Annotated in this window: 25 protein-coding genes; 17 read left to right on the top strand and 8 right to left on the bottom strand. The window is 42.1% G+C overall.

Annotated elements, in window-relative coordinates; translation table 11 throughout:
• Positions 1 to 4: 4 nt before the first annotated feature.
• The 16 genes from SLP02_RS06665 (at position 5) to SLP02_RS06590 (ending at position 16,551) form a co-directional block, all read left to right on the top strand.
• Positions 5 to 1,216 carry a beta-ketoacyl-[acyl-carrier-protein] synthase family protein gene (locus SLP02_RS06665; RefSeq protein ID WP_319419875.1) on the top strand — a complete coding sequence of 404 codons (1,212 nt, stop codon included), beginning with the start codon at positions 5 to 7 and terminating at the stop codon, positions 1,214 to 1,216.
• A gap of 46 nt (positions 1,217 to 1,262) precedes the next feature.
• Positions 1,263 to 1,541 (top strand): acyl carrier protein, encoded by a 279-nt coding sequence (locus tag SLP02_RS06660; RefSeq protein ID WP_319419874.1) that lies wholly within the window; start codon positions 1,263 to 1,265, stop codon positions 1,539 to 1,541.
• Positions 1,510 to 2,013 (top strand): holo-ACP synthase, encoded by a 504-nt coding sequence (locus tag SLP02_RS06655; protein WP_319419873.1) that lies wholly within the window; start codon positions 1,510 to 1,512, stop codon positions 2,011 to 2,013. The genes SLP02_RS06660 and SLP02_RS06655 overlap by 32 nt, the downstream gene beginning before the upstream one ends.
• 20 nt (positions 2,014 to 2,033) lie before the next feature.
• Positions 2,034 to 3,605: a benzoate-CoA ligase family protein gene (locus SLP02_RS06650; protein WP_319419872.1), complete on the top strand. Its 1,572-nt coding sequence runs from the start codon at positions 2,034 to 2,036 to the stop codon at positions 3,603 to 3,605.
• Positions 3,606 to 3,654: 49 nt separating this feature from the next.
• Positions 3,655 to 4,056, top strand: coding sequence for a cupin domain-containing protein (locus SLP02_RS06645; protein ID WP_319419871.1), 402 nt, complete (start codon positions 3,655 to 3,657; stop codon positions 4,054 to 4,056).
• Positions 4,057 to 4,392 carry a carboxymuconolactone decarboxylase family protein gene (locus tag SLP02_RS06640; RefSeq protein WP_319419870.1) on the top strand — a complete coding sequence of 112 codons (336 nt, stop codon included), beginning with the start codon at positions 4,057 to 4,059 and terminating at the stop codon, positions 4,390 to 4,392.
• Positions 4,373 to 5,158 (top strand): cyclase family protein, encoded by a 786-nt coding sequence (locus SLP02_RS06635; RefSeq protein ID WP_319419869.1) that lies wholly within the window; start codon positions 4,373 to 4,375, stop codon positions 5,156 to 5,158. The genes SLP02_RS06640 and SLP02_RS06635 overlap by 20 nt, the downstream gene beginning before the upstream one ends.
• A gap of 118 nt (positions 5,159 to 5,276) precedes the next feature.
• Positions 5,277 to 5,771, top strand: coding sequence for an SRPBCC family protein (locus SLP02_RS06630; RefSeq protein WP_319419868.1), 495 nt, complete (start codon positions 5,277 to 5,279; stop codon positions 5,769 to 5,771).
• A 53-nt stretch (positions 5,772 to 5,824) separates the two neighbouring features.
• The gene (locus SLP02_RS06625) at positions 5,825 to 7,156 is read left to right on the top strand and encodes a salicylate synthase (RefSeq protein WP_319419867.1); all 1,332 of its coding nucleotides are present in this window, start codon (positions 5,825 to 5,827) and stop codon (positions 7,154 to 7,156) included.
• A gap of 155 nt (positions 7,157 to 7,311) precedes the next feature.
• Entirely contained in the window at positions 7,312 to 8,100 is a 789-nt protein-coding gene (locus SLP02_RS06620; protein ID WP_319419866.1) for an alpha/beta fold hydrolase, read from the top strand.
• 42 nt (positions 8,101 to 8,142) lie between these two features.
• Positions 8,143 to 9,135, top strand: a complete 993-nt coding sequence (locus SLP02_RS06615; RefSeq protein WP_319419865.1) for a putative 2-dehydropantoate 2-reductase — start codon at positions 8,143 to 8,145, stop codon at positions 9,133 to 9,135.
• Positions 9,136 to 9,180: 45 nt separating this feature from the next.
• The gene (locus tag SLP02_RS06610; protein WP_319419864.1) at positions 9,181 to 10,530 is read left to right on the top strand and encodes an HlyD family secretion protein; all 1,350 of its coding nucleotides are present in this window, start codon (positions 9,181 to 9,183) and stop codon (positions 10,528 to 10,530) included.
• On the top strand, positions 10,520 to 12,694 hold the full coding sequence (locus tag SLP02_RS06605; protein WP_319419863.1) for a glycosyltransferase family 2 protein: 2,175 nt from the start codon (positions 10,520 to 10,522) through the stop codon (positions 12,692 to 12,694). The genes SLP02_RS06610 and SLP02_RS06605 overlap by 11 nt, the downstream gene beginning before the upstream one ends.
• 298 nt (positions 12,695 to 12,992) lie before the next feature.
• Positions 12,993 to 14,333: an AGE family epimerase/isomerase gene (locus tag SLP02_RS06600; RefSeq protein ID WP_319419862.1), complete on the top strand. Its 1,341-nt coding sequence runs from the start codon at positions 12,993 to 12,995 to the stop codon at positions 14,331 to 14,333.
• Positions 14,334 to 14,360: 27 nt separating this feature from the next.
• Positions 14,361 to 15,260, top strand: a complete 900-nt coding sequence (locus SLP02_RS06595; RefSeq protein WP_319419861.1) for a tetratricopeptide repeat protein — start codon at positions 14,361 to 14,363, stop codon at positions 15,258 to 15,260.
• 52 nt (positions 15,261 to 15,312) lie between these two features.
• Complete coding sequence (locus SLP02_RS06590) at positions 15,313 to 16,551, top strand: MFS transporter (protein WP_319419860.1); 1,239 nt, start codon at positions 15,313 to 15,315, stop codon at positions 16,549 to 16,551.
• Here SLP02_RS06590 and SLP02_RS06585 read toward each other — a convergent pair.
• A complete protein-coding gene (locus tag SLP02_RS06585; RefSeq protein WP_319419859.1) occupies positions 16,548 to 16,814 on the bottom strand; it encodes a hypothetical protein in 267 nt (88 codons plus the stop codon). The genes SLP02_RS06590 and SLP02_RS06585 overlap by 4 nt on opposite strands.
• Complete coding sequence (locus tag SLP02_RS06580) at positions 16,814 to 17,320, bottom strand: DUF4405 domain-containing protein (protein ID WP_319419858.1); 507 nt, start codon at positions 17,318 to 17,320, stop codon at positions 16,814 to 16,816. Before SLP02_RS06580 ends, SLP02_RS06585 begins: the two co-directional genes overlap by 1 nt.
• 358 nt (positions 17,321 to 17,678) lie before the next feature.
• Here SLP02_RS06580 and SLP02_RS06575 point away from each other — a divergent pair, with 358 nt between their 5' ends.
• Positions 17,679 to 17,927, top strand: a complete 249-nt coding sequence (locus SLP02_RS06575) for a DUF2164 domain-containing protein (RefSeq protein ID WP_319419857.1) — start codon at positions 17,679 to 17,681, stop codon at positions 17,925 to 17,927.
• Positions 17,928 to 18,267: 340 nt separating this feature from the next.
• Here SLP02_RS06575 and SLP02_RS06570 read toward each other — a convergent pair whose 3' ends face one another.
• The 6 genes from SLP02_RS06570 to SLP02_RS06545 form a co-directional block, all read right to left on the bottom strand.
• A complete protein-coding gene (locus SLP02_RS06570) occupies positions 18,268 to 20,307 on the bottom strand; it encodes a TolC family protein (RefSeq protein WP_319419856.1) in 2,040 nt (679 codons plus the stop codon).
• A 54-nt stretch (positions 20,308 to 20,361) separates the two neighbouring features.
• Positions 20,362 to 21,048, bottom strand: coding sequence for an ATP-binding cassette domain-containing protein (locus SLP02_RS06565; protein WP_319419855.1), 687 nt, complete (start codon positions 21,046 to 21,048; stop codon positions 20,362 to 20,364).
• Between the two features lie 4 nt (positions 21,049 to 21,052).
• The gene (gene devC / locus SLP02_RS06560) at positions 21,053 to 22,213 is read right to left on the bottom strand and encodes an ABC transporter permease DevC (protein WP_319419854.1); all 1,161 of its coding nucleotides are present in this window, start codon (positions 22,211 to 22,213) and stop codon (positions 21,053 to 21,055) included.
• A gap of 29 nt (positions 22,214 to 22,242) precedes the next feature.
• A complete protein-coding gene (locus tag SLP02_RS06555) occupies positions 22,243 to 23,430 on the bottom strand; it encodes an ABC exporter membrane fusion protein (protein WP_319419853.1) in 1,188 nt (395 codons plus the stop codon).
• Between the two features lie 396 nt (positions 23,431 to 23,826).
• Positions 23,827 to 24,240, bottom strand: a complete 414-nt coding sequence (locus tag SLP02_RS06550) for a YjdF family protein (RefSeq protein ID WP_319419852.1) — start codon at positions 24,238 to 24,240, stop codon at positions 23,827 to 23,829.
• A gap of 10 nt (positions 24,241 to 24,250) precedes the next feature.
• On the bottom strand, positions 24,251 to 25,432 hold the full coding sequence (locus SLP02_RS06545) for an MFS transporter (protein WP_319419851.1): 1,182 nt from the start codon (positions 25,430 to 25,432) through the stop codon (positions 24,251 to 24,253).
• Between the last annotated feature and the right edge of the window lie 205 nt (positions 25,433 to 25,637).

The raw sequence follows: 25,637 nt of genomic DNA, 5'->3' as shown, positions 1-25,637 counted from the left end.
AAAAATGACGGATAAAAAACGAGTAGTCGTGACGGGAATTGGCATTGTCAATCCATCGGGCATTGGCAAAGAGCAATTCTGGCAAAATATGACCGCGGGTAAGTCGGCAATTGGCGAAATAGATCGCTTCGATCCGACCAACTTCCCGACTAAGGTAGCAGGAACAATTCACGATTTTAAGCCCGATGATTTTATTCCTCGCCGTCTAGTGGTCAAAACCGATCGCTTTACTCACTATGCTCTAGCAGCTAGCGATCTGGCTTTAACAGATGCCAATTTAGATCTAGAAACAGAAGATTCTTATCGGGTTGGGGTTTGGTTTGGCAACAACGCTGGTGGTTGGGATATCTGTGAACGGGGTTTCAAGGAGCTATATAACGACGGCGCAACTATGGTTAATCCCTGGCAGGCTACTGCTTGGTTTCCGACTGCTGCCCAGGGTTACGTCACCATTCGCTATGGTATTCGAGGCTATAGTAAAAGCTTTGTTTGCGATCGCGCTAGCGGTGCTAGTGGTCTGTACTTTGGCGTTAAGTCGATCCAGAATGGGCATAACGATGTTGTGCTTACAGGCGGCTCGGAAGCTCCTATTACTCGCTTTGGCATGGTTTGCTATTACGAAACAGGGGAAATTAGTGGTGCAGCAGATCCAAGTACGGCATATCAACCGTTTGACAAAGACCGATCGGGCATTGTTCTAGGGGAAGGCAGTACGGTTTTAGTTCTAGAGTCAGAAGAACACGCCCTAGCACGAGGGGCAAAAATTTATGGCGAAGTTACTTCGGGTAGCATGACTACTGATACTGATCCTACACAAGGAGTTCAATTCAAACGGGCAATGAATAAAGCCCTAAAAGATGCCAATCTATCTGCTCAAGATATTGATGTTGTGTTTGCCGAAGGTTGCGGTACCAAAACAGGCGATCGTATAGAAGCAGAAGCCATTAAAGGAGCATTTGCTGATGCTCCAGATGTTCCCGTTACCGTACCTAAATCTCTGTTTGGTCATCTTTACGGTGCTAGCTGTACCACTGAAGTCGCCTGTAGCCTAATGGCGATGGAAACGGGCAAACTACCCGTTATGCAGTCAGTCAATGCCGAGGACGATTGCCAGCTAAATTTTGTTACCCAAGCTCAATCGATTCCAGTTGCCCGAACTCTGGTTAACTCCCGCGCCCGCGAAGGGGTTAATGCTTCCTTTGTAATTAGTAAGTAGCTAATCCTAACTAAAACAATATAAATACCATTTGTAAAGTCAATCAATGATAAATCCAGCACTCAAAGATGTTCTGATCGATTTAGGTTTTGAAGAAGCAGAACTTACCGATACAGCTTCGATTCGCCAAGATCTACAGTTAGATTCTACCGAAACCGTTGATATTTCTCTCGGACTAAAACGCCGTTTGGGAATCAACATCAAGCTAGAATCCCGTCAGGATATAACTCTGGCGCAGATCAGTGAAAAAATCGCTCAAGCCGTTGACCAGTCTAGTTCTTCAGACAGTAATTATGTTGAAAATACAGTATCAGCCAAGTCTTAAACCGCGCACCCTGTTCAACCGAAATAGTTCCCCCAAATTTGTTGGAAACCGAGTAGTTAAGTTATCGACTCGTCAAACTTCCTCAACAACTTCCACTAAAAATATGGGTATGGGAATTGGCGTTGACATTGCTTCTGTTGAAAGAATTGAACAGTTAATCGATCGCTATGACCGAGAAACCTTAAATTTGCTATTTACCCTAGACGAAATCGATCGCTGTCAGTCAGCTAAACAACCTTATCAAAACTTCGCTGTCTGTTTTGCTACCAAAGAAGCAGTAGGCAAAGCTTTAGGAACTGGATTAGCAGGTATTGACTGGCACGAAATAGAAGCGATCGTCTCCGACTTTCAGTTAAGCATCAAGCTTTATGGTAAGGCTAAATTGCAGGCAGCAAAACTAGGTTACACCCATTGGATTGCTAGCTGGTCAAGCTGTAATGAATATGTGCTAGTTCACGTCCTGGCTAACTGAACATTTATAGAGAACAAGCAATGAATCTATCCTATAAACAACTGCCTGAAGTTTTTAATATTGCGGCTTACTTTCTTAAAAGCAAACTCGATCGAGAAAATGGCGAAAGAATAGCTTTTTACTATCGAGATGAAGTTTATAGCTATCGCAAAGTTAATGAGGAAGTCTGTCACACAGCAGCTTTATTATCTAATCTAGGTTTAGAACGCGAAAACCGCATTGCCATTTTACTACCCGATAGTCCTGAGTTTGTTTTTGCTTTTTGGGGAGCAATCTGGATGGGTGCAATTCCCGTTCCCATTAACACTGCTTGTGAAATTGAAGATATTCAATATATTTTGCAAGATTGTCGAGCTAAATTTTTAATTACTAACCAAGAATGGCAACAAAAGCTTTTTCCTGCTGGTATTCCCACAAGCAAGCTTGAGTTCTTGCGTCAGGTTATTCTCACTGATGGTGAAAATTCCTTGAGCGAACAACTAAGTCAGATAGATAGTGTACCTACCCCAGCCCCCACATCTAGGGACGAGCCAGCATTCTGGCTCTATACTTCTGGCAGTACGGGCAAACCAAAAGGGGTAGTTCATCTGCATCGCAGTATGGCAATGTGTGTCGAAGAGTATGCACGGGCAACTATCGGACTAAATCGAGACGATATTGTCTATTCGGTAGCTAAAATGCCCTTTGCCTATGGTTTGGGCAACACTCTCTATATGCCAATGGCAATTGGGGCGGCTGCGGTACTGACTGATGCCAATAATGTTTTTGATATCATTGCCGATATTAATCGCTATCGACCGACGGTTTTGTTTGCCATTCCTGCAATTTATTCAGGAATTTGGGCGGTACAGGAAATTGCTCCTTTAGATACTAGTTCTTTGAGGATGTGTCTTTCAGCAGCAGAACAGCTACCCAGAAGTATCTGGCATAAATGGCGCGATCGCTTTAATCTGGAGATCTGCGAAGGTATTGGCACGAGTGAATTTCTGCACATCTTTTTATCTAATCGTGTAGGAGAATGTCGTCCTGGTAGCTGCGGTAAGCCTGTTCCTGGTTATGATGTAAGGATTGTAGACGATCGCGGTTTTGACCTATCTAAAGGTGAAATTGGCAATCTCCAGGTCGGGGGAGCAAGTCTGATGCTGCAATACTGGAATCGCCACCAGGAAACGCGAGAGGTTATCTACGGTAATACGATGCGGACTGGAGACAAATATATCTGCGATGAAGATGGTTATTTCTTCTTCATGGGACGCAAGGATGATTTGTTTAAAGTCAGCGGTCAGTGGGTATCTCCCTTTGAAATTGAAGATATCTTACTTCAGCACGAAGCGGTTTTAGATGCAGCTGTTGTTCCTGAATCTGATGGCGGACAGAATTTAACTCAGGCAGTGGCATATATCAGTCTCAAATCTGATTTTGAAGAGTCAGGGCAATTAAAAGACAGTTTGCGTAAATTGCTTCGTGCTAATTTACCTAACTTTAAAGCTCCAAAAGCAATTTACTTTTTGGGTCAGCTACCCCGCACCTCAACGGGAAAGATTCATCGTAAATCTTTACTCAAAGCCCGTCAGCTAGTGCAAAAGAATTAATCACCAATTATTTATGTACGGACAAACGGTCGTTTGCTCCTACCCAATTATGACTACAGTTCAAAACCAAAAGCTAGCAATGGGTCCAGAAGACGTTGCTACTATCGAAGACCGAGGCGGTCAGATTCATGTTCTGATTTCTCCTACCAGCGTTGGCTCAACCAAAATGATTATGGGGACAGCAACCGTCCCAGTAGGGGGGAAAGTTTTAAACCATGCCCATCCTCACAGTGAAGAATGCTTTTATGTCTTGCAAGGTCAAGGAAAAATCGTGGTTGAAGGCGTGGGAGACGTGAATTTTCAGGCGGGTCAGGCAGTGCTGACTCCCCAAGGAAAGGCTCACTCTATTTACAACGTTGGCGAGCAAGAAATTGTGGTGGTTTTTGCCTCTGGCCCTTTAGCACCATCACCCAAAGAAGGACACATTATTTTAGAACAAGGAGAAAATTAAATGAAAAACATGATGAAAGAAGCCCCCGAAGTGGCTCAAAGCTTTTTTGACCTAGCTAAATCTGCCAGAGAATATTCACCCTTGGGAATGAAAACCAATGAATTAATTATCTTAGGCATTTTTGCTGCTCATCGTGGTCTGCGAGGCATTAATACTCACGTCGAACGAGCCATGGAAGAAGGGGCGACTAAAGAAGAAATCATTGCAGCTATCTTACTAGCATTACCAATCGTCGGCATTACCGATACTAACTTGGCTCTCGATGAAGCAATGATCCACATTGATGCTTATATGCAGAAACAGGAGCAAACCGAAAGTGCAGCTAGTCGATCTTAGTGTTTTAGTCGAAAATTCGGTTTCTGAACCTTTAGAGATAAAGGTAGAACGACTCGATCATTATCGAGGGGCAAAGGAGTTTTGCGGCAAGGTAGAGGCTCGTAACCAAGCCAAATCCGATCCTCGTCGCCTAGAGGTAGAAGATTTTCCTGATCGCGCTTTTATTACCCTCGATACGGTAACCTTGCCCACCCATATGGGTACTCATATCGATGCACCAATTCACTATGGTGTGGAGAGTGAAGGTCAACCCGCCCGCAGCGTAGACCTGTTACCGCTAGATTGGTTTTATCGTCCTGGAGTCCGTTTGGATCTGACTCACAAAAAAGCGGGAGAATTTATCACCGTTGAGGATATTCAAAAGGCTCTCCAGCAAGCCCAGCACGAACTAAAACCCTTAGATATAGTTTTACTTTGGACGGGAACAGATAAGCTGTGGGGCAAACGAGAATACTTTAGCGACGCTCCTGGGATGAGCCGTGAGGCTACCGAGTGGCTGGTAAAACAAGAAATCAAAGTGATCGGCATCGACACCTATGGGTTTGATCGCCCCTTTGTAACCATGCTTGAAGACTTCTGGAAAACAGGCGATCGCTCTAACCTTTGGCCCGCTCACTTTTACGGACGAGAACGGGAATACATCCAGATCGAACGCTTGGCAAATCTAGATAGTTTGCCCTCTACTGGCTTTCAAGTATCCTGTTTTCCCTTGAAGATCAAAGACCTAGACGCTAGCTGGGTTCGGGCGGTAGGAATAGTTCCCTAAGTAGGGAGTAGGGAGTAGAAAGTAGGAAGTTTTACCTTTACCCCTACCCCATTTCCTAAGTCCCCCAAACCTCTGCTTTTTTTCAATTAATAAATTTTAAACTGGAGTAATTAATATAATGTCAGAATTACCAGGATACACTCACAATACCATTGTCATCCTCAAAGACTTTGATACTGTTTTTGATTTGACTAATAATATAGAACTATGGCCTCAGCTATTTACTGAGTATGAAGAAGCCAAAGTTTTAGAAAGAGACGGCAACAAAGTAACATTTCAGCTAACTACTTTTCCAGAAGAAGATCATCCTTCTCGCACGTGGGTTTCCACCCGCATCATCGATAAACCAGGCAAAAAAGCCGAAGCGCAACGAGTCAAGCAGGCTTTTCCATTTGAGATGATGAAGATCCACTGGACTTATGAGGAGCTACCACAAAACGTCGGTACAGTTATGACCTGGGAGCAGAAATTCGCGCCAGCAGAAGGTGCATGGCCAGTAGAAAAAATGGAGTCATTCCTTAATCGCAACACCAAAGTTCAGATGCAGGCAATTAAAGAAGCAGTTGAAGCTTGGAGTGTCGAAGAATCAAAACCAGAAACAGTTGCCGTTTAATAATATTTTTTTCCTTAATTAACGACTAACAACTAACAACTAACCAACCAACCATGTATTTACTAGCCGATAATTTACAGACCTATCACGAAGTCTTTGTTCCAGGTAAAACTGACCCCCAAATGCTGCTTAGAAATGCGATCGCAGCTGGTATATTTACTGACTATATGCTGTATGAGCAGGAAAGCGAGGTGCGTATTGTTGCCAATCCCTTAGCTGATGTGGCAGTAGGAACGGACACAATCTACAGTACCTATTTAGGTGAAACTTATTCTGAAACAGTAAGCGATCCGCTCAAGCAGGTAGAGTCGGTGTTGAGTCATCTACCCATAGAAAATTGGACTGCCTATGGCTATGTCGGTTTTGATATTGCTCGGTTCTATTCGGCATATTCAAAGGCGATCAAGCAGCCAATGCTGTACTTTTTTGTGCCAGAAATTGAGCTACGAATTACAGATAAAGGAGTACATATTCGTAGCATCAAATCTCCCTCGAAATTATTAGAGGCAATATCTGTTGAAGTTCAACAGCCAGAATACAAAGTAACCCCTCCAAAGGTAGAACCAGGGGACAACCACGAATATGAATCAAGAGTCGGCGATCTAGTTTCGGCAATTCAACGGGGCGAATTACACAAAGCTATTATTTCTCGTTCGGTAGAGGTCAAAGGTAACTTAGATGTACTAGGTACTTATAATGTCGGTGCTGCGATCAACAACTCGGCTCGTTCTTACTGTTTTAAGTTAGGAGATGTGCGTTCGGTTGGTTTTAGTCCTGAGATTTTGATGGAGGTCAATGCTAGCGGATTTGTAATTACTAATCCTTTAGCGGGAACCAGACATCGCGAGGCCGATCCTGCCAAAGATGCTTTGCTGCATGATGAACTGTTTACCGATGCTAAAGAAGTTAAAGAACACGCCTTATCTGTTTGGCTAGCCCAAAACGAGGTAGCGCAAGTTTGTCAACCAGAAACCGTACAGGTATTTGACTTCATGGAAGTTAAAAAATATCGTACCGTTCAACATCTTTCCTCGCGGGTTGGCGGACAGCTTAAAACTGACAAATCTCTGTGGGATGCTTTGAAGGTGCTATTTCCTGGGATTACCGTTTCAGGAATTAATAAAAAACTGGCTTTAGAGTGGATTGATCGCCTTGAAGATCGACCTAGAGGAATCTATGCAGGTGGTATTGGCTGGGTAGATAGCGACGGTACAGCAGATATTGCGATCGCCATTCGCTCTGCTTATCAATATGGTGACAGCGTGTATCTAAATGCTGGGGCGGGTATCGTCGGTGAATCTGTTCCCGAAAAAGAATACATTGAATCAGTCAACAAAATGAACACTATCTTGTCTAACATCGTGATGGAATCTGAAGAGAAGTAGTGAGTAGGGAGTCAGAAGATAAATTAGGGGCGAACGGCCGTTCGCCCGTACGGGAGTAGTGGGTAGTTTTCTTAGCTTTCTTGCCATAGCTGCACTTCTTTCCTTATACATACGGAAGTGCGCCTTTGTCCTTTATCCCTCATCCTTTCATTGTTATGCCAATAATTAAAGTTGCAGATTACAACGTCAATTATCAAATTCCTCAAGGATTTCCTAGTCCTGATACAAAATCTTTGATGTTGCTGGTACACGGGGCAGGGGGCAGTAGCCGTCATTGGTTGCCAATGATGTCTCAATTAGATAGTAGTATTTGTTCTATAGCCGTAGACTTGCCAGGACATGGAGACACATCTGGAACAGTTCCTAATTCCCTGACAGAAGTTGCCGATTTTTTAGCAGCTTTCTTGACGGCAATAAATATCGAACAGCCAATTTGCTATGTGGGTCAATCATTGGGCGGTTTGATCGGGCTACAGTTTGCCTTGTCTTATCCTCAGCAGGTTAAACGACTAATCTTGATGACCACAGCAGCCAAGATTCAGCTTCATCCCGACTTTTGGGCAGCGGCAACTAGTGGAGAATGGGATTTGGCAACCCTAGGGCAAAGTTTTGCCCCCAAAATACCAGAAGAGGTTAAAAATTTGGTTTTAAATGAGTTTAAACACACTCGTTTGAGCCAGGATGCAAATGACTTTATGGGTATTAGTGAAATCGATTTAGGTAGTGCGATCGCTTCTGTGCAAATCCCTACCTTAATTTTAACTGGCGGTGATGATGTAATAATTTCTCCCCGCAAGGGAAAATTGTTAGCCAAACAGATGCCTAATGCCCATTTGGTAAATATTGCCGATGCAGGTCACTATTTACACGTAGAACAACCAGCTAAAGTAGCGCGAGAGATTGAAGAATTTTGCTTGGGCGTGTCATTGGGAAGTAAAAAGTAGGGAATAAGCGTTAGATGCTCAATGATCAATGGTAAATGTTCAATGATAAATGACTTTAGACGTAGCTACGCCATTATTGGTGCTGGGGCGATCGGCGCTTTCTACGGTGCTTGCTTACAAAGAGCGGGCTTTGACGTACATTTTCTGTTAAATCGTGATTTTGACCACGTTTGTCAACACGGATTGATTATTGAATCTCCCGACGGCGATTTCGCTTTACCCTCTGTCAAAGCTTACAACGAAGCTAGCCAGATGCCTCCGTGCGATGTAGTTATTGTTGCTCTCAAAACTACCAGTAATCATTTATTGCCCCAAATCTTGCCTCAAGTTCTTAAAGATAACGGCGTGGTGCTAGTGCTGCAAAATGGTTGGGGTATGGAAGAGGAGATTGCTGAGATTGTAGGTAGCGATCGCGTGATGGGTGGCGTTTGTTTTACCTTGAATTATAAGCTAGGTGCGGGACATATTCGCCACCTTGACTACGGTTTGATTACTTTAGCAGATTATGTGACTGGCTATCGTGCTGCGGGAGTCAGTATTAGAATGTCTCAGATTGCAGCCGACTTTGCTCTTGCTGGCGTGATGATTCAGCTACATGAAGACTTATTTTTGGCTCGTTGGCAAAAGTTAATCTGCAATATCCCTGTTAATGGTCTTTCGGTAGTTCTAAATTCTACCAATCAAGAAATGTTTGATGATGCTCACGTTCGTACTTCTATCGAACAGTTAATGCAGGAAATAGTTATCGCAGCCAAGGCTTATGGTCGCTATATTCCCGAACTGTTTGTTCAAAAACGAATCAAGCAAAGTGCTGCCATGAAAGACTACGAAACCAGCATGAAAATCGATTTCAATCAAGGGCGATCGCTAGAGGTAGAGGCTATTTTTGGCAACCCCCTACGAACCGCTTGGCAGGCAGGGGTACAGATGCCCCAGGTATCAATGCTCTATCGACAACTAAAGTTTTTTGATGCACATTATTGTTTGTCCGAGGAAGGCAGTCAGCGCAGACACCGTCGTTTTACGGCAGTGTAACGCTGACTGGAATTTTTTTTGAATTATTTGTGGAGAAAAGAAAGTTTGTCAGATCGTAAATCATCCAAGAAATTACCCGAATTGCCCGAATCAGAGTCTAAGAGATCTCTAGCCAGATTAGAGGAACTACCTCTGGTTGCATACCAACCTTTACCACCTACATCAGTTCCCGTTCAGGTAAAAGCATTTCGAGCTTTACGTTTAGTGATGGCATTGGGTGTAGCCACAGCAGTTGGACTTATGCTACAACAGCACTATTCAAATGTGCGTAGTCGTCAGGCATTTATTAATGCCGAAATTGTCAAAGTTCGTAATCCTCTGGCTGGTGATTTACAGCTAAAAAATCTCCAACCAGGTCAGTCTATTTCTGTCGGGGAAAACATCGGTACGGTAAAAAATTTACGTCAAAGCAGTGAACTTGAAGTAAACAAGCAAAATCTTATTTCCCAGATCGAACAGGCAAAACAAACTGTACTCGGTGTTGAGGCACAAATTGGCGATCGCCGTCAATCCATCGCTAAATTAAACCAGGAAGCTAATAGTCAAAAAGACTTGGGAGTGGATTATGAAGGTCAACAAATAGATATTGCTAAAAATCAGCTAGATCAAACTTTATTTGCTGCCAAAACTGCCAAAAAAGAGCTAGAACGGATCGCTAATTTAGCTAAACAGGGAGTGATTTCTCAAGATAAGTTAGAAAGATCGCAGTTGAGTTTTAATCGCGCCCAAAACGAAGTAAAAAATGCGCGATCGCAGGTAAATCAAGCCGAACAAAAGGTAAAAGCTGCCCAAGCAGGATTACAGTTGGATGGTTCTCGTACTCTAGGATATTCAGAGATTCGCCAGCGAGAACTTAGTACAGACATCAATGATATGCAGCAGCAACTTGCCGAAGCAAAGGTGCGCCAGCAAACTACTGAAGCCGAATTAGTCAAGATCGATCGCCAGTTATCACTCAATCAACAGGCTAAGATTCCTAGTCCCACTAGTGGTCCTATTTGGTCGGTGGAATCGAAATCGGGCGAATACGCTGAAGCGAGTGTTCCCATTTTGGAGGTATTAAACTGTCAAAACCTTTGGGTAGAAGCCTTTTTCTCCGAACGGGATGCAGGAAAAATTTATCCAGGTAAACCTGTCAAGGTGCGTTTATTGGGTGCAGAAAATGGTGATTTGGTCAGTGGAAAAGTTGAGTCGGTTCGGGCAGGTTCGGGACGAGTGCAAACAGGAGGAGATATTGCCGTACCGCCACCAGATAGCCTCCGCCGTCAGGTAGCAGTAAGAGTCAAGCTAGATCGACCGCTTGAGGTTAATTCGACACAGTTCTGTGACGTAGGACGTAGTGCGGAAGTAGTTTTTAAGCGTGACATGAGAGGGGGGTTGTTCGGTGACAAATAAACTAAAAGCTAGTTGGTGGACATTGATCGAACAGGGAATAATAGTTATGGCGACAGGAGGAATTTTGTTTCTGCTGTTGACAAAAATAAATTGGTGGGGAACAACTGCCGAACTGTCTAGTTTTTGGCAGGGTAATCAGCTAACTTTTGGCAGCGTTGCACCTGAAACCAGTTCTTTGCTTTTACCTAGTTTGGTTGGGATTGCAGTTACTTTTCTCATTATTCAGCTATATCCAGTCAATCCGCCAAAATGGTTGCGATTGCTGGTAATGGGCATTTTGCTATTGTTACTTGGACGCTATTTCTTATGGCGACTGTTTGCCACCCTCAATTTAGATAACTTGCTCAACGGCACCCTCAGTATTTTGCTCTTGGTCTTAGAGATTTTTGGCTGGATTTTGGGCATTTCTTCGCTGTTGCTGGCTGTTTTTGAACGCGATCGCACTATTGAGGCAGATTTTAGGTCTCAAGCAGTATTGCAAGGGGAATATACACCCTGGGTAGATGTTCTCGTTCCTACCTATAACGAGCCTGCTGCTATGCTGCGCCGAACAATTATTGGCTGTCAGGGAATGGACTATGCTCATAAGCGAATTTATCTCCTCGATGACCTCCGCCGAAGGGAAATGAGAGATTTGGCTCAAGAATTGGGCTGTTATTATATTACTCGTCCCGATAACCGTCACGCTAAAGCAGGTAATATTAATCACGCTCTAGGACAAATTCAGAGCGAATTAGTAGCTGTGTTTGACTGCGATTTTGTACCTACACGCAATTTTCTGACCCGCACCATTGGCTTTTTTCAACAGTCAGATATTGCTCTAGTACAAACTAATAAAGCTTATTATAATAGCGACCCCATCCGACACAATTTGGGCTTACAAAGCGTTATTACCAACGACGAAGATATCTTTTTTGGGGCGATTCTTTCAGGTCGTGATGCGGCTAATTCAGTTATCTGCTGTGGTTCTTCTTTTGTGGTGCGTCGTCAAGTTTTAGACAAGATCGGCGGTATTCCTACCGAAACCCTAACTGAAGACTTTGTAACCTCTCTCAAAATTCAGGCAATAGGCGATCGCGTTATTTATCTAAATGAATCTCTCTCAGCAGGACTAGCAGCGGAAAATATTGGTGGCTATATTGACCAGCGTTTACGTTGGGGACAGGGAACGATTCAAACTTTATTTTGTCGAGCTAATCCTTTTACCTTACCTGGTTTAAACTGGTTACAGCGTTTTATTCACGGCTTGGGCATTCTCTACTGGTTTCAATCTGCTGCCTATGTCCTTTTTCTGTGTTTACCTCTAGCGTACTTTTGGTGGGGAATTGCACCTATTCGAGCTAGCTTTAGCGAACTGGTGTTCTTTTTCATGCCTTATTACTTTACTTTTGCCGTAGTTTTCGCTTGGCTAAATGGTAGCAGACGTTCGTTTTTTTGGGCGGAAGTATACGGAGCAATTATTGCCTTTCCCATCGCTTTTATGGTGATCAATACTTTAATTAATCCTTTTGGTAAAGGTTTTAAAGTCACTCCTAAAGGAGTATTATCAAAAAAAGCCGTCTTAAATTGGCAAGCTGCCAGCCCTTTAATAATCTTGTTTCTGCTTTATTTAGTAACTATTGGCACTCAGTTTCTTAACTGGCAATGGCAACAAGATTCAGATTCAATTGGTATTGGTTTGTTTTGGGCTATTTATAACACCGCCATTTTATTTATTGCAATCTTGATTGCGATCGACGTACCCCAAAAAGTTTTAGCAATTCGCTTTCCCTGTCAGCTAAATTGTCAACTAATGTTTGAGGATAGAATACTTGACGGCACTACCCAGAGCTTATCTGAGCATGGCGCAACAACTTCTTTTGATCTTAATAATCTCACTTCTTTGAGTGCTGTAGAGCGAATTGCTATTTTAGACATTCCTGAGATTGGCTTATTTAATGCTCCTGTTTTAATCGAGAAAGTTAATTTAGATCGACAAAGCAACTTATTAGCAGAAATCGATTTTATTGAATTAGATCTGCTCAGACAAAGAAAATTAGTCAGCTTTATTTTTGGTCAACCAAATCGATGGCAAAAACAATCAATCAGTGAAGTTAAATCTGTCTGGTCTTTGATTAGCTCAATCTTTCGTATTTATCCTTTAACTAGAAATTTTAATAATTAGCTAGGGCGTGTCATCATTTGGAGGGAAGAATGCTTTTGAAGCTAATTTTAGCGAGATACAAGGAGAAAAATGTTCTGCATAGCAGGGCTACGGAGGTGAGGGCGCGTGTCTTGAATTCATTTCAAGACCTTGTGTCGCCCGTTATTTTTCGACGCAGTAGGTCGTTAAAATGGCGAAAAAAGTGCTTTTTTCTAATTGATGGCGAGGCACGCTGCTTCGCAAGCAGCTTGTGCAATCGCCATGTTGATGACACGCCCTACATAGTTTGTCACCTTTTATCAATGGACAATTGATAATAATGTTTTTATTAACTAATAATTCTAAGAAAGCTACCTACAGGCGATCGCGCTTGTTTATTCAATTTTCTTGTCTGGTTTTAATTACGATTACTGTTTTGATAGCTTTCAATAATGTTTATGTTAATTCCACAGTGAAAAACAGCAGCTATAGCTATCTAGCAGAAGTATTTGATCGCTCTTTGGCAACAACCCAAACTGATAAGAATAGCAGTAAACAAAGCAGCAAAAACGACCTTGGTTTTATGGTTAGCTATGCAGCAATTGATAATAGTCCTGAATTCGATTCAATCTCCGAGAAGGTAGCTTTTACCTATGATAACGCCGTCGCTGCTTTGGCTTTTATCGCCTCAGATGACCAAGAACGAGCCAAACAAATAGTCGATACTCTAGTCGCAGCCCAAAAAGGCGATCGCTTTTTTCAGGATGGACGAATTCGTAATGCCTACAAAGCTGGCAAATTCGATCCTGACTCAACTTATTTTTTACTTCCTGGCAGATATGACGAGTCTACCAAAAGCTGGCAAGAAAGCGAATTTAACGTCAGTACTCATACGGGTAATGTTGCCTGGGCAATGCTGGCATTACTGGGATATTACCAAAGCTATGGAGGAGAAGAATATTTAGAATCGGCGATCGCACTTGGGCAGTGGATCGAACAGAACTGTCGTGATGCAAGGGGTGCGGGAGGATATACAGGGGGCTACACAGGTTGGGAAGCACAACAGACAAAGTTAAGCTACAAGTCTACCGAACATAATCTCGATCTTTATGCAGCTTTTACACGGCTTTATCTGCTTACTAAAGAACCCGCTTGGCAAGAACGAGCCAATTATGCTCAACAGTTTGTCTTTGCTATGTGGAATAGCGATGGGGGTAACTTTTGGACGGGAACAGAAGATGATGGAGCAACTATTTACCGAGAAGTTATTCCTTTAGATGCCCAAGCCTGGACACCTTTAGCTTTAAAAGCAGCCTCTAAACCCTATTGGCAATGTCTTAAATATGCCGAACAGCATCAAAAAGTTGCAGGGGGTTTTGATTTCAACCAAGACAGAGACGGTATTTGGTATGAAGGTACGGCACAAATGGCATTGGCATATCAGGCAATAAATCAACCCCGAAAAGCTGAGGCTGTCTTGGCAATGCTTGAAGCTGGACAAGAGCCATCAGGAGGAATGCCCACTACCGATAAAACTACCTTGACTACGGGTTTTATTCAGCCTGACGGCAATCCTTGGCTTTACTTTCGCAGTCTCCATGTTGGTGCAACCGCCTGGGCAGTATTAGCCGAGCGGGGAGTTAATCCTTTTTGGCTAGGAAGTAGGGAAGATAACAACTAATAACTAATAACTAATAACTAATAACTAATGACTAACAATAAATTACTGGAATTAGCACGCGAGAAAAAATATCAGCAAATTCTCGATAATCATCAGCACTATCCTTTGGAAACCGTAACCGAAGTAGCAGATTTTCTCAGAGAAGAAGATGTTTACAATGTGGCAATGTCTTTGTATCGCTATTTACTCAGAGAGAAAGAAGTCTCTGATTACCATTTTGGAATCGGTCAGTGTCACGGCAAAATTTATAATTACAGTCTGGCTCTGTGGCACTTAGATAAAGCCTTTAAGCTACAAGAAGATCGTTCGGGAGCAAATTATTATGCCTATATTCTCGAAAGAAATTTCCAGATGGAGCGTGCTGCTAAATGGTACGAACGAGCATTGAACAACGGATACGATAAAGATCTTTGGACTCTTTCTCACTACGCCTATTTTCTGGAAAAATACGAACGGACAGAGGCAGCACAAAGTTGTTACGAACGGGTTTTAGAACTCAATTCTGCTTACACTTGGGCGATTAAACGCTATGCTCTATTTCTGCTCAAACAAGGGCAAACAGAGAAATCTTTAAAGATGATGCAGACTCCACTCTCGCAATTCCCTAAAAGCCCTTTTGTCAAACTCAACTATCTAGAGTATCTAATCATTCGGGGGATGGATAGCGAATATGAAGCATATTTAGCTAGTCTAGATTATGACAATGCACCTTTTCCTTTTCGAGTATTAGTAGATCTGTTTGATTATTTCAGGCGATATCTACTGCGGAAAGAGTCAAATATTCAGCAGGTTCAAGCTTATGAACAGAAGACTAGCCAGTTAAAAGATAGTATCCACCGAGATTTCGACGATCTAAATCAAATTCTGGCTGATAAAAAAGGCGATCTTACTGAATGGCAGCGATTAATTGCATTTCTAATGCTGTAAGGGCGGTTCACGATCCGCTTCTGCAATTAATTAACCAATTGGAATACAACTTTTGAAGCTAAAAATCAAAAAAAAACTCCCAATTTTACGTGCCTTTCGCTATCGAAATTTTTGTCTTTATTTTGTTGGTCAAGGGATTTCCCAGATTGGCAACTGGAGTACTATTCTGGCTACTAGTTGGTTAGTTTATCAATTAACCGAATCAGCTTGGTTACTGGGTGTAGTCGGGTTTGCCAGTCGTATTCCTACTTTATTTATTTCTCCCATAGCTGGGGTAATTGCCGATCGCGGTTCGCGCCATCGAATTGTAATTATCACTCAGATTTTATCGATGGTGCAGTCCTTACTCTTAGCAGTATTGGCTTTGACGGGCATAATTAACGTTTGGCAAATTATCGTTTTGGGGCTGTTCCAAGGTATAGTTAATGCTTTGTATATGCCGACACTCCAGGCTTTTGTTAAGGAAATTATCGAACAGCCAGAAGATTTAGGAAATGCGATCGCCCTTAATTCTTCTTTGATTAGTAGCGCTAGATTAATTGGCCCTGCGGTAGCTGGTTTTTTAGTCGCTAGCGTGGGTGCGGGGATTTGCTTTTTGCTCGACGGTCTTAGTTATATAGCGGTAATTGCTGCTTTTTTGGTGATGAAAGTTCCCGCGACTAAAATCGTCCCCAGCACTACCTCCACCATCCAAAAGCTGAAAGAAGGATTTGACTATGCTTATGACAATTCGGCAATTCGTTCGATGCTGCTATTGCTATCCTTGCTAGGATTTTTCGGCTTACCTTATGTAATTTTGATTCCTATTTTTGCTGCTGATATTCTTAAAGGAGGTTCCCAAACTTTAGGATTACTAATGGGTGCTTCGGCACTGGGGGCTTTATTTGCCAGCGTTTATCTTAGTTCCAGGTCGAATATATATGGTTTAGAAAAGGCGATCGCGATCGCGCCTATGCTACTGGGAACTGGCTTTATTATTTTTTCTTTATCTAATGTTTTATTGTTTTCTCTCCCAGTTATGGTGCTGATTGGCTTTAGCGTCATTTTACAGCTAGCTTCCACTAATACAGTGCTGCAAACCATAGTCGATGATGACAAAATGGGCAGATTAATGAGCCTGGTTTCTATGGCCTTTATGGGTGTAGTTCCTTTTGGCAATTTATTTTCTGGTTGGTTAGCCAGTCAGATTGGAGTAACTAACACCTTTGTTTTTAATGGTTTAGTTTGTTTGGGTGGTTCGATGCTCTTTATTCGACAGCTTAAAACTATTCAGCGAGTATTAAGCAGTTAACGGGATTTACGTTTAACTTTTCGAGCAAATATCGCGATCGCTCCAGGAACACCGATTAACATCGTCGCTTTCAGTAGTGAAGGTGCGATCGCCTTAAACGAACCAGTATCGTTTGTTTTCAGTTCTGGTTGATGGTGTTCGGCAAATCCAGTGCGGATAGCTTCTGCCCAATTGGTTTTAGCTAAGGGCAAGGCGACTAAAATTATCATCCCTGCTGCCGAAAAAATTACACCAGTTCGCTTGATCGTCTCGATCGTCTTCATTATCGTTCGCCCTCACTAGCCTTTCTCAAACGTAATACCCGCAATAGCCAGTTCCAGTGCATGGCGATATGAATCCCTAGCAGGATTAAGAAAAGATTGGCAGTAATATTGTGAATGGCTTGCCAAAACGGATCGACTTTAATAGAAATGCCTAGAAACGGCAGTGCTTCTTGAGAAACAAGCAGTCCAGAAAAAATAATCAAAGTCATTACCACAAATAGCAGTACGTCCCAAAAATGATTAAAACGGGTTTCTCTTGGTAGGGTTAGGAAAAACCGACGGGTAACATTAACAATCCAACGCCAGTGGAGCAATAGATGGGTCACAATCGGTATGATAAAAATAATGCTCAACCATTCGTGAGCAGCAATGCCCGTAACCAAGGGTGCTGACAAGACGATAGAAAGTAAAAAGATACCGAGATCGAGGTAAAGATTGAGGCGATCGCCTGATAGCAGTCTCGCCTCACTCCGAATTGAGGTTGAACCAGAAGTGTTTTTTGCCATTTACATCAGGAATAATTGAACAATCGCGATCGCGAAGCTAACATTTTGGGGCAATCGGCTACAGTATTGGACATATCGCAGTACGTTGATTGGTTAGGACAGAAAAATGAACTGCTCGTAAGTAACAAGTAACAAGTAGATTCGAGAAAGGGGTACCCCCCGCATCTGCCCGCGTCGCGCAGACTGGAGTCTGCCGCCTCGCTCAAAGCGAGTCGAAGCTCTCCAGAGCTTGGCGCAAGGGAATGCTCGAATCAGAGTAGCAGATGTCCTAATATAAGTACGTATTGCTATACCAAGAAAACTAGCTAATCAGTCTGGATCGAAATGCGAAAAAAAGTAAGCCAAATAACAAATAATTATGACGATCAAACTATCAAAAGAAGCAAAACAAAAGTCAATCGAATCAATCAAACGATATTTTGAAGCAGAAATGGGCGAAGAAATCGGCGATCTAAAAGCTTCACTGCTTCTAAACTTTTGCTTGCAAGAAATTTGTCCTAGTGTCTACAACCAAGCAATTATTGATGCAAAATCTTATATAAACGATTGGGTTAACGATCTCGATGGTACTTGCTATGAACCAGAATTTGGCTATTGGAAAAAGTAATTTGAATTGTCAAGGTTTTAGATTTAAGTTCTGTTTATCAAAAAGTTTTTAGTCGTTAGTAACAGGGCGAAGCGCCCAGTTCGTCGCCCCTTGGACAAAGGACTTGTCCGCATGTACGACTTCGCTGCATTCTTGCTCAATAAGCTCAACGGGGGGAACCCCCGCAACGCTTTTTCGCGCTCCGCAGCGTGTGTCGTTAGTTTTTAGTTTAGCAAAACCCTTTTAATGACTAAATAACCAGCAAGCGTGGTAATAGATGCGGTGAGTACACTTTTCTCGCAGGGACTAATAACTATTCTTTATTTAACTCTTTTTCTTAATTTCTGGAAAATCGGTTGAATTAAGTAGGTAAATTACTAACGGCTCGCTGAAGTTGGGCATAAGACTGATTGTAGTCAATAATGGCGGTTAGCAAATTGCCACGAGCAGTAGTCAAACTTGCTTGAGCATCAATTACTTCAGTTTGCGTGCCAGCTCCTGCCTGAAATCTCAACCTAGCTAACCTTAGACTTTCTGTAGCTAGCTCAACGGATTGACCTGCTGTACCGATGTTTTCTTGGTTGGCATTGAGGGTATAATAGGCATTCTCTACTTCTAAACGAACTGCATCCCGTTGATTGGCAAATTCTGCATTGTTAATCTCAATATCTGTAGCTGCCTGTCTGGCTCTAGAGCGTGCTGCGCCACCATCAAAGAAATTCCATAGTACGCTTGCGCCAACAGAATAGCCATCGGCAAGATCTGTATTATCATCTAACTGATCTTGAAGATCGTAACTAGCAACCAAGCTGACTTGAGGTCGATTTTCAGCCAAAGCAACTTGACGCAGATCGCGGTTAATTTCTCTATCTAGCAAAAATTGTTTTAGTTCGGCGCGATTTTTATACGCCATAACAATAGTTTTTGGCAAAGAAGGTTTCCACGAACCAGCAACCTCAATTGCATCAGCAGTCTTTAGCTCGACTCTTTGCCCTATATTTAGGGTATCTGCTAGAGTTCTTTGGGCAATAACTTGATTAGCCTGTTCGATATTTAATAGTTGTTTGGCATCAGCTAACGCCACCTTAGCCTGCAACACCTCAAATTTTGTGCCTGTTCCCGCACGTTGGAGAACATCGGCATCGTTTAAGGTTTGTTGAGCATCTTCTACGGCAGCTTTTTCGATATCTACCTGGGCATTAGCAGCCTGTAAATCATAGTAGTTAGTAGCAACCAGTAAAGTAGTCTCTTCAATAGTCTGCTGTAAAGCTAGCTGGTTGACGCGGACTTGTTTTTCGGCACTACCAATAGTCGCTCCAATACTTCCGCCTGTATAAATATCGTAATTAAGAGATAATGAACTACTAAATGTGTTGGTCGTGGTGGAAATATCAGATGCTTGTGACTGATTAATTACACCTGTGCTTCCAAGTGTACCAGTACCTCCGACTGTACTAGCACCTCCGATTGCAGCAGCAGGTCGTACATTGTCAAAACCAGTTGATGCGCTTAGAGTAGGGAATCGTGCTGCCTTAGCTTCCTGTAGCTGTTCTAAAGCAGTATTGACATTTAATCGAGATATCTCGATATCTTGATTGCGGTTTATAGCTACCGATACGGCTTGTTTAATCGTAATCGGTTTTTCTAGATCGATAGTTACTTGCTTGGGTTGAGTAGGAAGTAGTAGGGGATTGTCGCTACTATCACCAAATGCTCCCAAATTCAACATTGCTGGCAGGTTAGATTTTGAGTCTCCTTGCTCGGATAGTGGAGTTAACTGAGATAATTTATTATTCGCAGGTAAAAAATCCCATTGGGTAGCAGTTAAAAATCGTTGAGGATCGTTTATAGCAAACTGCTGTGAATTTGGCAGAAAGGGCGTGGCAAGGGCGGTTTTCAATCCTTTCTCATTAGAAGGCGATCGCTCTGGCTGCTTGGCTTCAGTGTCAGTAGGTATATTTTCTGCTGTAGTAATCGTCGCATCTTGTTCAATTGTAATAAGTTGTCCTAAATCGGTAGTTACTTGGTTGGGTTGGGTAGGAGCTAGTCGAAGATCGTCGGCATTAGTACTAAATTCGCCCTGATTCAAAATTGATGGCATAGGTTCTGAATCTTTTTGCTCGGGCAATTGAGTTGACTGAGATAATTTGTTATTCAGTAAAAAATCCCATTGGCTAGCAGTTAAAAATCGTTGAGTATCGCCTGTGGCAAACTGCTGCGAATTCGGCAGCAAGGGCGTGGTGAGGTTGGTTTTCAATCTTGTTACGCCCGAATGCGATCGCTCTGGCTGCTTGACTTTAATGTTAGTAGGTATATTTTCTGCCGTAGCTGAAGTATTATTACCAAATAGGATTGCCGAATAGACACCAAAGGCGCAGAGGAATTTTTCTTTATAATTCATGATTAATTTTCTGTAGTAATTTTTGTAGCTTTGAATATGTGACCAATAATCAATCTATTGTTGTGATAAACGCCCATCTTCGAGATTAAGTCGGCGGTCTGCATAATCGAAGATGCGTACGTCATGGGTTACCAAGACTACGGTGCAGCTTTGCTTTTTGGCTAAATCCTGCATCAACTCAATCACCTCCAAACCCGATTTTTTATCAAGAGATGCGGTAGGTTCGTCGGCTAGAACAATTTTAGGATGAGAAGCCAAGGCGCGAGCGATCGCCACACGCTGTTGTTGACCAACCGAAAGCTTATTGGGGTAGGCGTTAATAAGCTCACCCAAACCAACTTTAGTTAAAATTTCTTCGGCTCTTTTAATTCCTTCACGGCGAGAAATATCTGAGTGCAAACCCATTGCCATTTGTACGTTTTGTCGAGCAGTCAGAGAATTGAGTAAGTTGTGGCTTTGAAAAATATAGCCGATATCGCGCCGTAGATATCTTAGCTGCTTGGACGATGCCTGGGTTAGCTCTTCTCCTAAAACTTGAAGACTTCCCGACTGGGGCGATCGCAGTCCCCCAATTAAGGTCAGCAAGGTAGTTTTACCAGAACCTGAAGGGCCAGTCAGAAAAACAATTTCGCCTGGCTCAATCTTGGCATCGATATCAAACAAAATTTGCTTACGTAGCTTCCCCTTACCGAGATGATAGTTAAGCCGCTCGATCGCCACAACTGTCTTTGATGATTTCATGGTTTTAAAAAATATCGGCAGGATCGGCAGAGCGAGTTTTACGCATAGCAATTAATCCTGAAATGGCACACATTAATATAGTCAGGAAAAAAACCGTTAGGCTTCGTTTTAAAGTCATTTCCAGAGGTAGACCAGACCCTTCCCTAGCACCTTGGTAAAGCTGTAAGCATATAGCGAATCCAGGAATAAATCCTAGAATAGAGAGCAGTACTGCTTCTTGAAATACAAGTTTAGATAAATAAAAGTTGCTATAGCCTATTGCCTTGAGAGTGGCATACTCAACTAGTTGGTCGGTAACATCAGCATAAAGAATTTGATAGACAATTACCGTACCCACGACAAAACCCAGTATTGCGCCTATGGTAAAGATAAAGCCAATAGCAGTACTGCCTCGCCAGTAACTTTTCTCTAACTCGATAAACTGAGCTTTTGACAATACTTGAATGTCCTGGGGTAAACTCTTTTGTATTTCTTGAATAGTTTGGGCGGTTGATGCACCTTTTTTGAGCGATATTGCACCTATATCGATTAAACCCTTTGAGCGTTGTTGATTAAAAATACGAATAAAGTTAAGATCGCTAGTGATCGCAGTACCATCAGAACCAAAAGAAGCTCCAAGATTAAACAAACCTTTTACGGTAACACGGCGGTCTTCCAATTCAACCGTGACCCTAGATTTTTGCTTCAATAGCTTAGCAATATCGCCAAATTCTGGTCGCGATTCGCTATCGAATAAAACTGAGTCGTCTTCTCTGAGTGCAGGCAAATTTCGCTTAACTGCGGGCAAGTCCAAGACATTATGCTCAAGATCGATCCCAATAGTCATCAGACTACGTTTTCCTCCCGTTTGGGGATTTTTCCAAGAACCGTAACCAATATATATGGGACTAACAGACTCAACTCCAGGTATCCCTAGAGTTTGATATAAGCGTCTTTGAGAAAACTCTTTTAATTCAATCAGAGAAAGGGACTCGGAGTTGAGAATAAATATATCGCTCTTTAACTGATGATGTATTCTGACTGCACTATCAAAAAGAGCATCGCGAAAACCTAGCTGCATCAGCATCAAAATTACTGCAAAGGCAATACCTGCTAATGCCACTAACAAACGAGTTTTCTCTCTAGTTAATTGCAACCATGCCAAGGGTGGAATTAGACTACGCATATTAAAATTCAGCCAAAAGCTGGAATGGATTAAGACTTTATGGCAACATCGGCTGATTTGATTTCTACATCAACCTGTAAATTAATTAAACCTGAGACTACAGAACTATCTTTAGGGTTTAAACGAATTTTGGCTTCAATTATCCTCGAATCTATATCGGCAGCAGGATCGGTATCTAAAATGTCTTTTTTATTGATCTGCGAACTAATTCGCTCTACTGTACCTGTAAGCTTTCTGGGCAAACTTGGATCGCTAATAATTGCTTGTTGACCTAGTTTAATCTTGCCAATATCGCTTTCATAAATTTCTGCAACCACATACATTTGATCGACATCACCAAGCTGCAAAATGCCTTTGTCGGCAATAACCTCCCCTGAACGAGTCACTACGTCCAAAACTTCACCCGATCGCGGTGCGCGAATTATGGTACGCTCTAAACTTGCTTCTGCTAGTTCCAAATTACTTTGTGAAGACTGAACTTCGATTTCACTTTGAGCTTGAGCTTGAGAAGCTTTGGCAGACTGTAATTGGGCTTCAGCATTGCTTAAATCTCTTTGGCGTGTATCAGTGAACTGTGATAACTGCGCTTTAGCATTTTCTAGTTCACCTTTTTTACTAAAGTAATCGACTGCTTTTTCATCCAAAATTTCTTGAGAAACTGCCCCTTCTTTGACTAAATACTGGTTGCGTTGATAATTTTTCTGGGCAATCTCTGACTCGGCTGATAATTGCTTGACTGTAGCTTTTTGAGCAGCAACTTCAAAAGATTGAGGTGTTTTGATCTGCTCGATACGAGTCATCGCTTCTTCAATTTGAGCATTGGTAAATTTTGTGACGCTATCATAACGCGTACGAGCTTCTGCTAACTTACTAGCAGCTAGGTTCTTCTCAGCTTGTTTTTCGTCATGATCTTCTAAATAAGCGATCTCCTGCCCTTTTTCTAACTGCTCACCTTCATCGACCAACAATTGGCTAATGCGACTACCAACAGTCCCGCTAACTGTAATAACTTCCCCCTTTGGTTCAACACGACCCAAAGAAGTTACGTTTCTGGCAACTGGTACTTGAGGAACAGGAACAGCTTCAGGAGCGGTAGTTGCCACGGGCGGGTTAGCCTGAAGTCGCCAAAAATATAGTGCAGCTAGACCTGGGATCAACGAAGCTAATGCAGCCAGAGAGACCGCTATGCGACCTTTGTTTACAGTTTGTCCTGTCATATTATTTGATTGCTCCGTTCAACAGAATTATTATATAGAGGACTTTTGCTAAAATAGTTTTGTTCGCTCAACGTAGTTTGTCCAAGCTCAAATTAGAAATATAAAATTCTTTATTCAAATGGGAATAATTGCTGTCGGCACGAACGATTAAAGCATTCTAGCTTTTAGTATGGCATTTAAAAGCTATAAACGAGACGAGGAAAGGTTTCAAAACTGCTTAATTTATGTCTGTTTTTTGTTGATCGTAGAATAGTATATTCTGCAAGGACGAATAGCCATTCGCTTCTATCCAAATAAGCAATAGGTGATTGTATTCAGATACTTAATTATTCACTACTTACTACTCACTACTCACGGGCAGTTAATTCTTTCCTAACCAATTAACGTACTGCGATATTATCTGCCACGATGTTTCTGTTTTCTTTTGTTTGTGGCTAATTCACGTTTATAGTTGCGTTTCCTTTCTCGTTCTTCTTTAGATGTTGAAGCACGCTCTTTTTTATTTTGCTCTTGCTGAAGTCGCATAACTTCTCGCGATTGATTAGAAATACCCGATCGCTCTTTTTCTTGTCTAATTTGACGTTGCAGACGTTTGGGATTGATACTGCGTTGGCGCGATCGCTTATTCAGTAAGCCTACAGTCATACCCTCAACTAAATTTTTATATTCCCCACTCAAAATAAATTCATAAACGTTTTCTGAACTTGGTTCGGAACCAAAAACATGACGCGCTGCATATAATAAGCCGTCACTTTCTTTTTCGAGTAAGGCAATCCAAAAAGGAGATTCAAATAAAATTGAGAGTTTCATGTCTCTGATTTCAAATTTTCTCGGCGATAAATGCCGTGGAAATTTTGACTACCAAAAGAGTTATGGCTAGCTGTAGCAGTAAAATAGCACTCAAACTATAGGTATTACTAAAGCCGACAACGTTGACGATCGGTTGACTGATAATTGGTGAAATAAACTGACCTAGAAATAAGAAAGTAGTTAATCCGCCCAAAACTCGACCACGAAAATGATTAGGTACAATAGTCGCTAGCCAGTTGCTAAAGTTGGGCATAACTAGACCAAATCCCACTCCTGCGATAATCAAACCGCACAACTCTACTCGATAGCTGTCTCCAAAACCCATAATAAATTGACCAACTGCCGTCAATGCAAAGGCAATAATTATGATGATGCTGAAATCGAGACGTTTTTTAATTGCACCATATTGAGAAGAAGCGATCGCCCCTGCTAGAGTAGAAACCGCTAGGGCGATACCGCTTTGGGCTGCGCTGGCATTACTAATTTCTAGCAGATAAAACGGTAGCTGTACAAAAATTAAGTAGTACGCAACCATATAAATCAGTCCCAAACCATAGATTATGCCGATTGATTCTTTAGGCAATACAAAAGCCAGCTTTTTATTATTCTCATGCTTATCTTCTTCGGGTTCGTATAGAGCGATCGCCGTTAAAATAAAAACGAAAAAAGCCAATATATAAATTAAAAAAGGAAAACGCCAGTTAAAATCGGCACTTATTCCCCCTACAGCAGCAAATACCATCCCTCCCAAACCCATTGCAGCAGCTTGTAGACCCATAAAGCTGGCACGCTTTTGACCTGGATAGTAGTCGCTAATAATTGTCATTACCCCAGTCATTGTACCTGCTGCCGACATACCAAGTAAGGCTCGGCTCAAGATAATAGCCCATAAGGAATTTAAAATAAAACCCGCACTCCCCGCACAGGCAAAAAGCAGAGTTGAAAACAACAGCAATCGCTTACGTCCAATGCGGTTGATTGACATTCCGACTATGAAGCTAAAAAGAGCAATAAACAAAGCGGGGATAGTTAAAGCCAATTTGACTAAATATTCGGCATTCTCCACATCGGCAAAATGCTTTTCCATTGCTGGTAAGGATGGTGCGATCGCTGCGCCAGCCATCACAGTTAAGGTACTAATTAGCAACAGAGTCGCTTTGATCAAAAATGAATCAGGGTTGTGTCGCTTCATTAATTTTAGTTTGGGACAAATGGTCGATCTTTGTTGAATGCTTTTAGCGCGGAACTATAAGCTGTACATAGCCGATCGCAATTTTTAAATTCTATCTTTGAAATTAAAGCTATGGGTACAGATTATGTACGAGTAATGTTGAAGAAAGGTTTGTAGTTATATTAAGTCAAATAAAGTTGGCAACAAATAATTTTTGGGTAGGGGC

Origin of the sequence: Pleurocapsa sp. FMAR1 (assembly GCF_963665995.1) — a bacterium.
In the GTDB taxonomy this organism is placed as follows: domain Bacteria; phylum Cyanobacteriota; class Cyanobacteriia; order Cyanobacteriales; family Xenococcaceae; genus Waterburya.
This window is presented reverse-complemented; position numbering and strand designations above follow the sequence as displayed.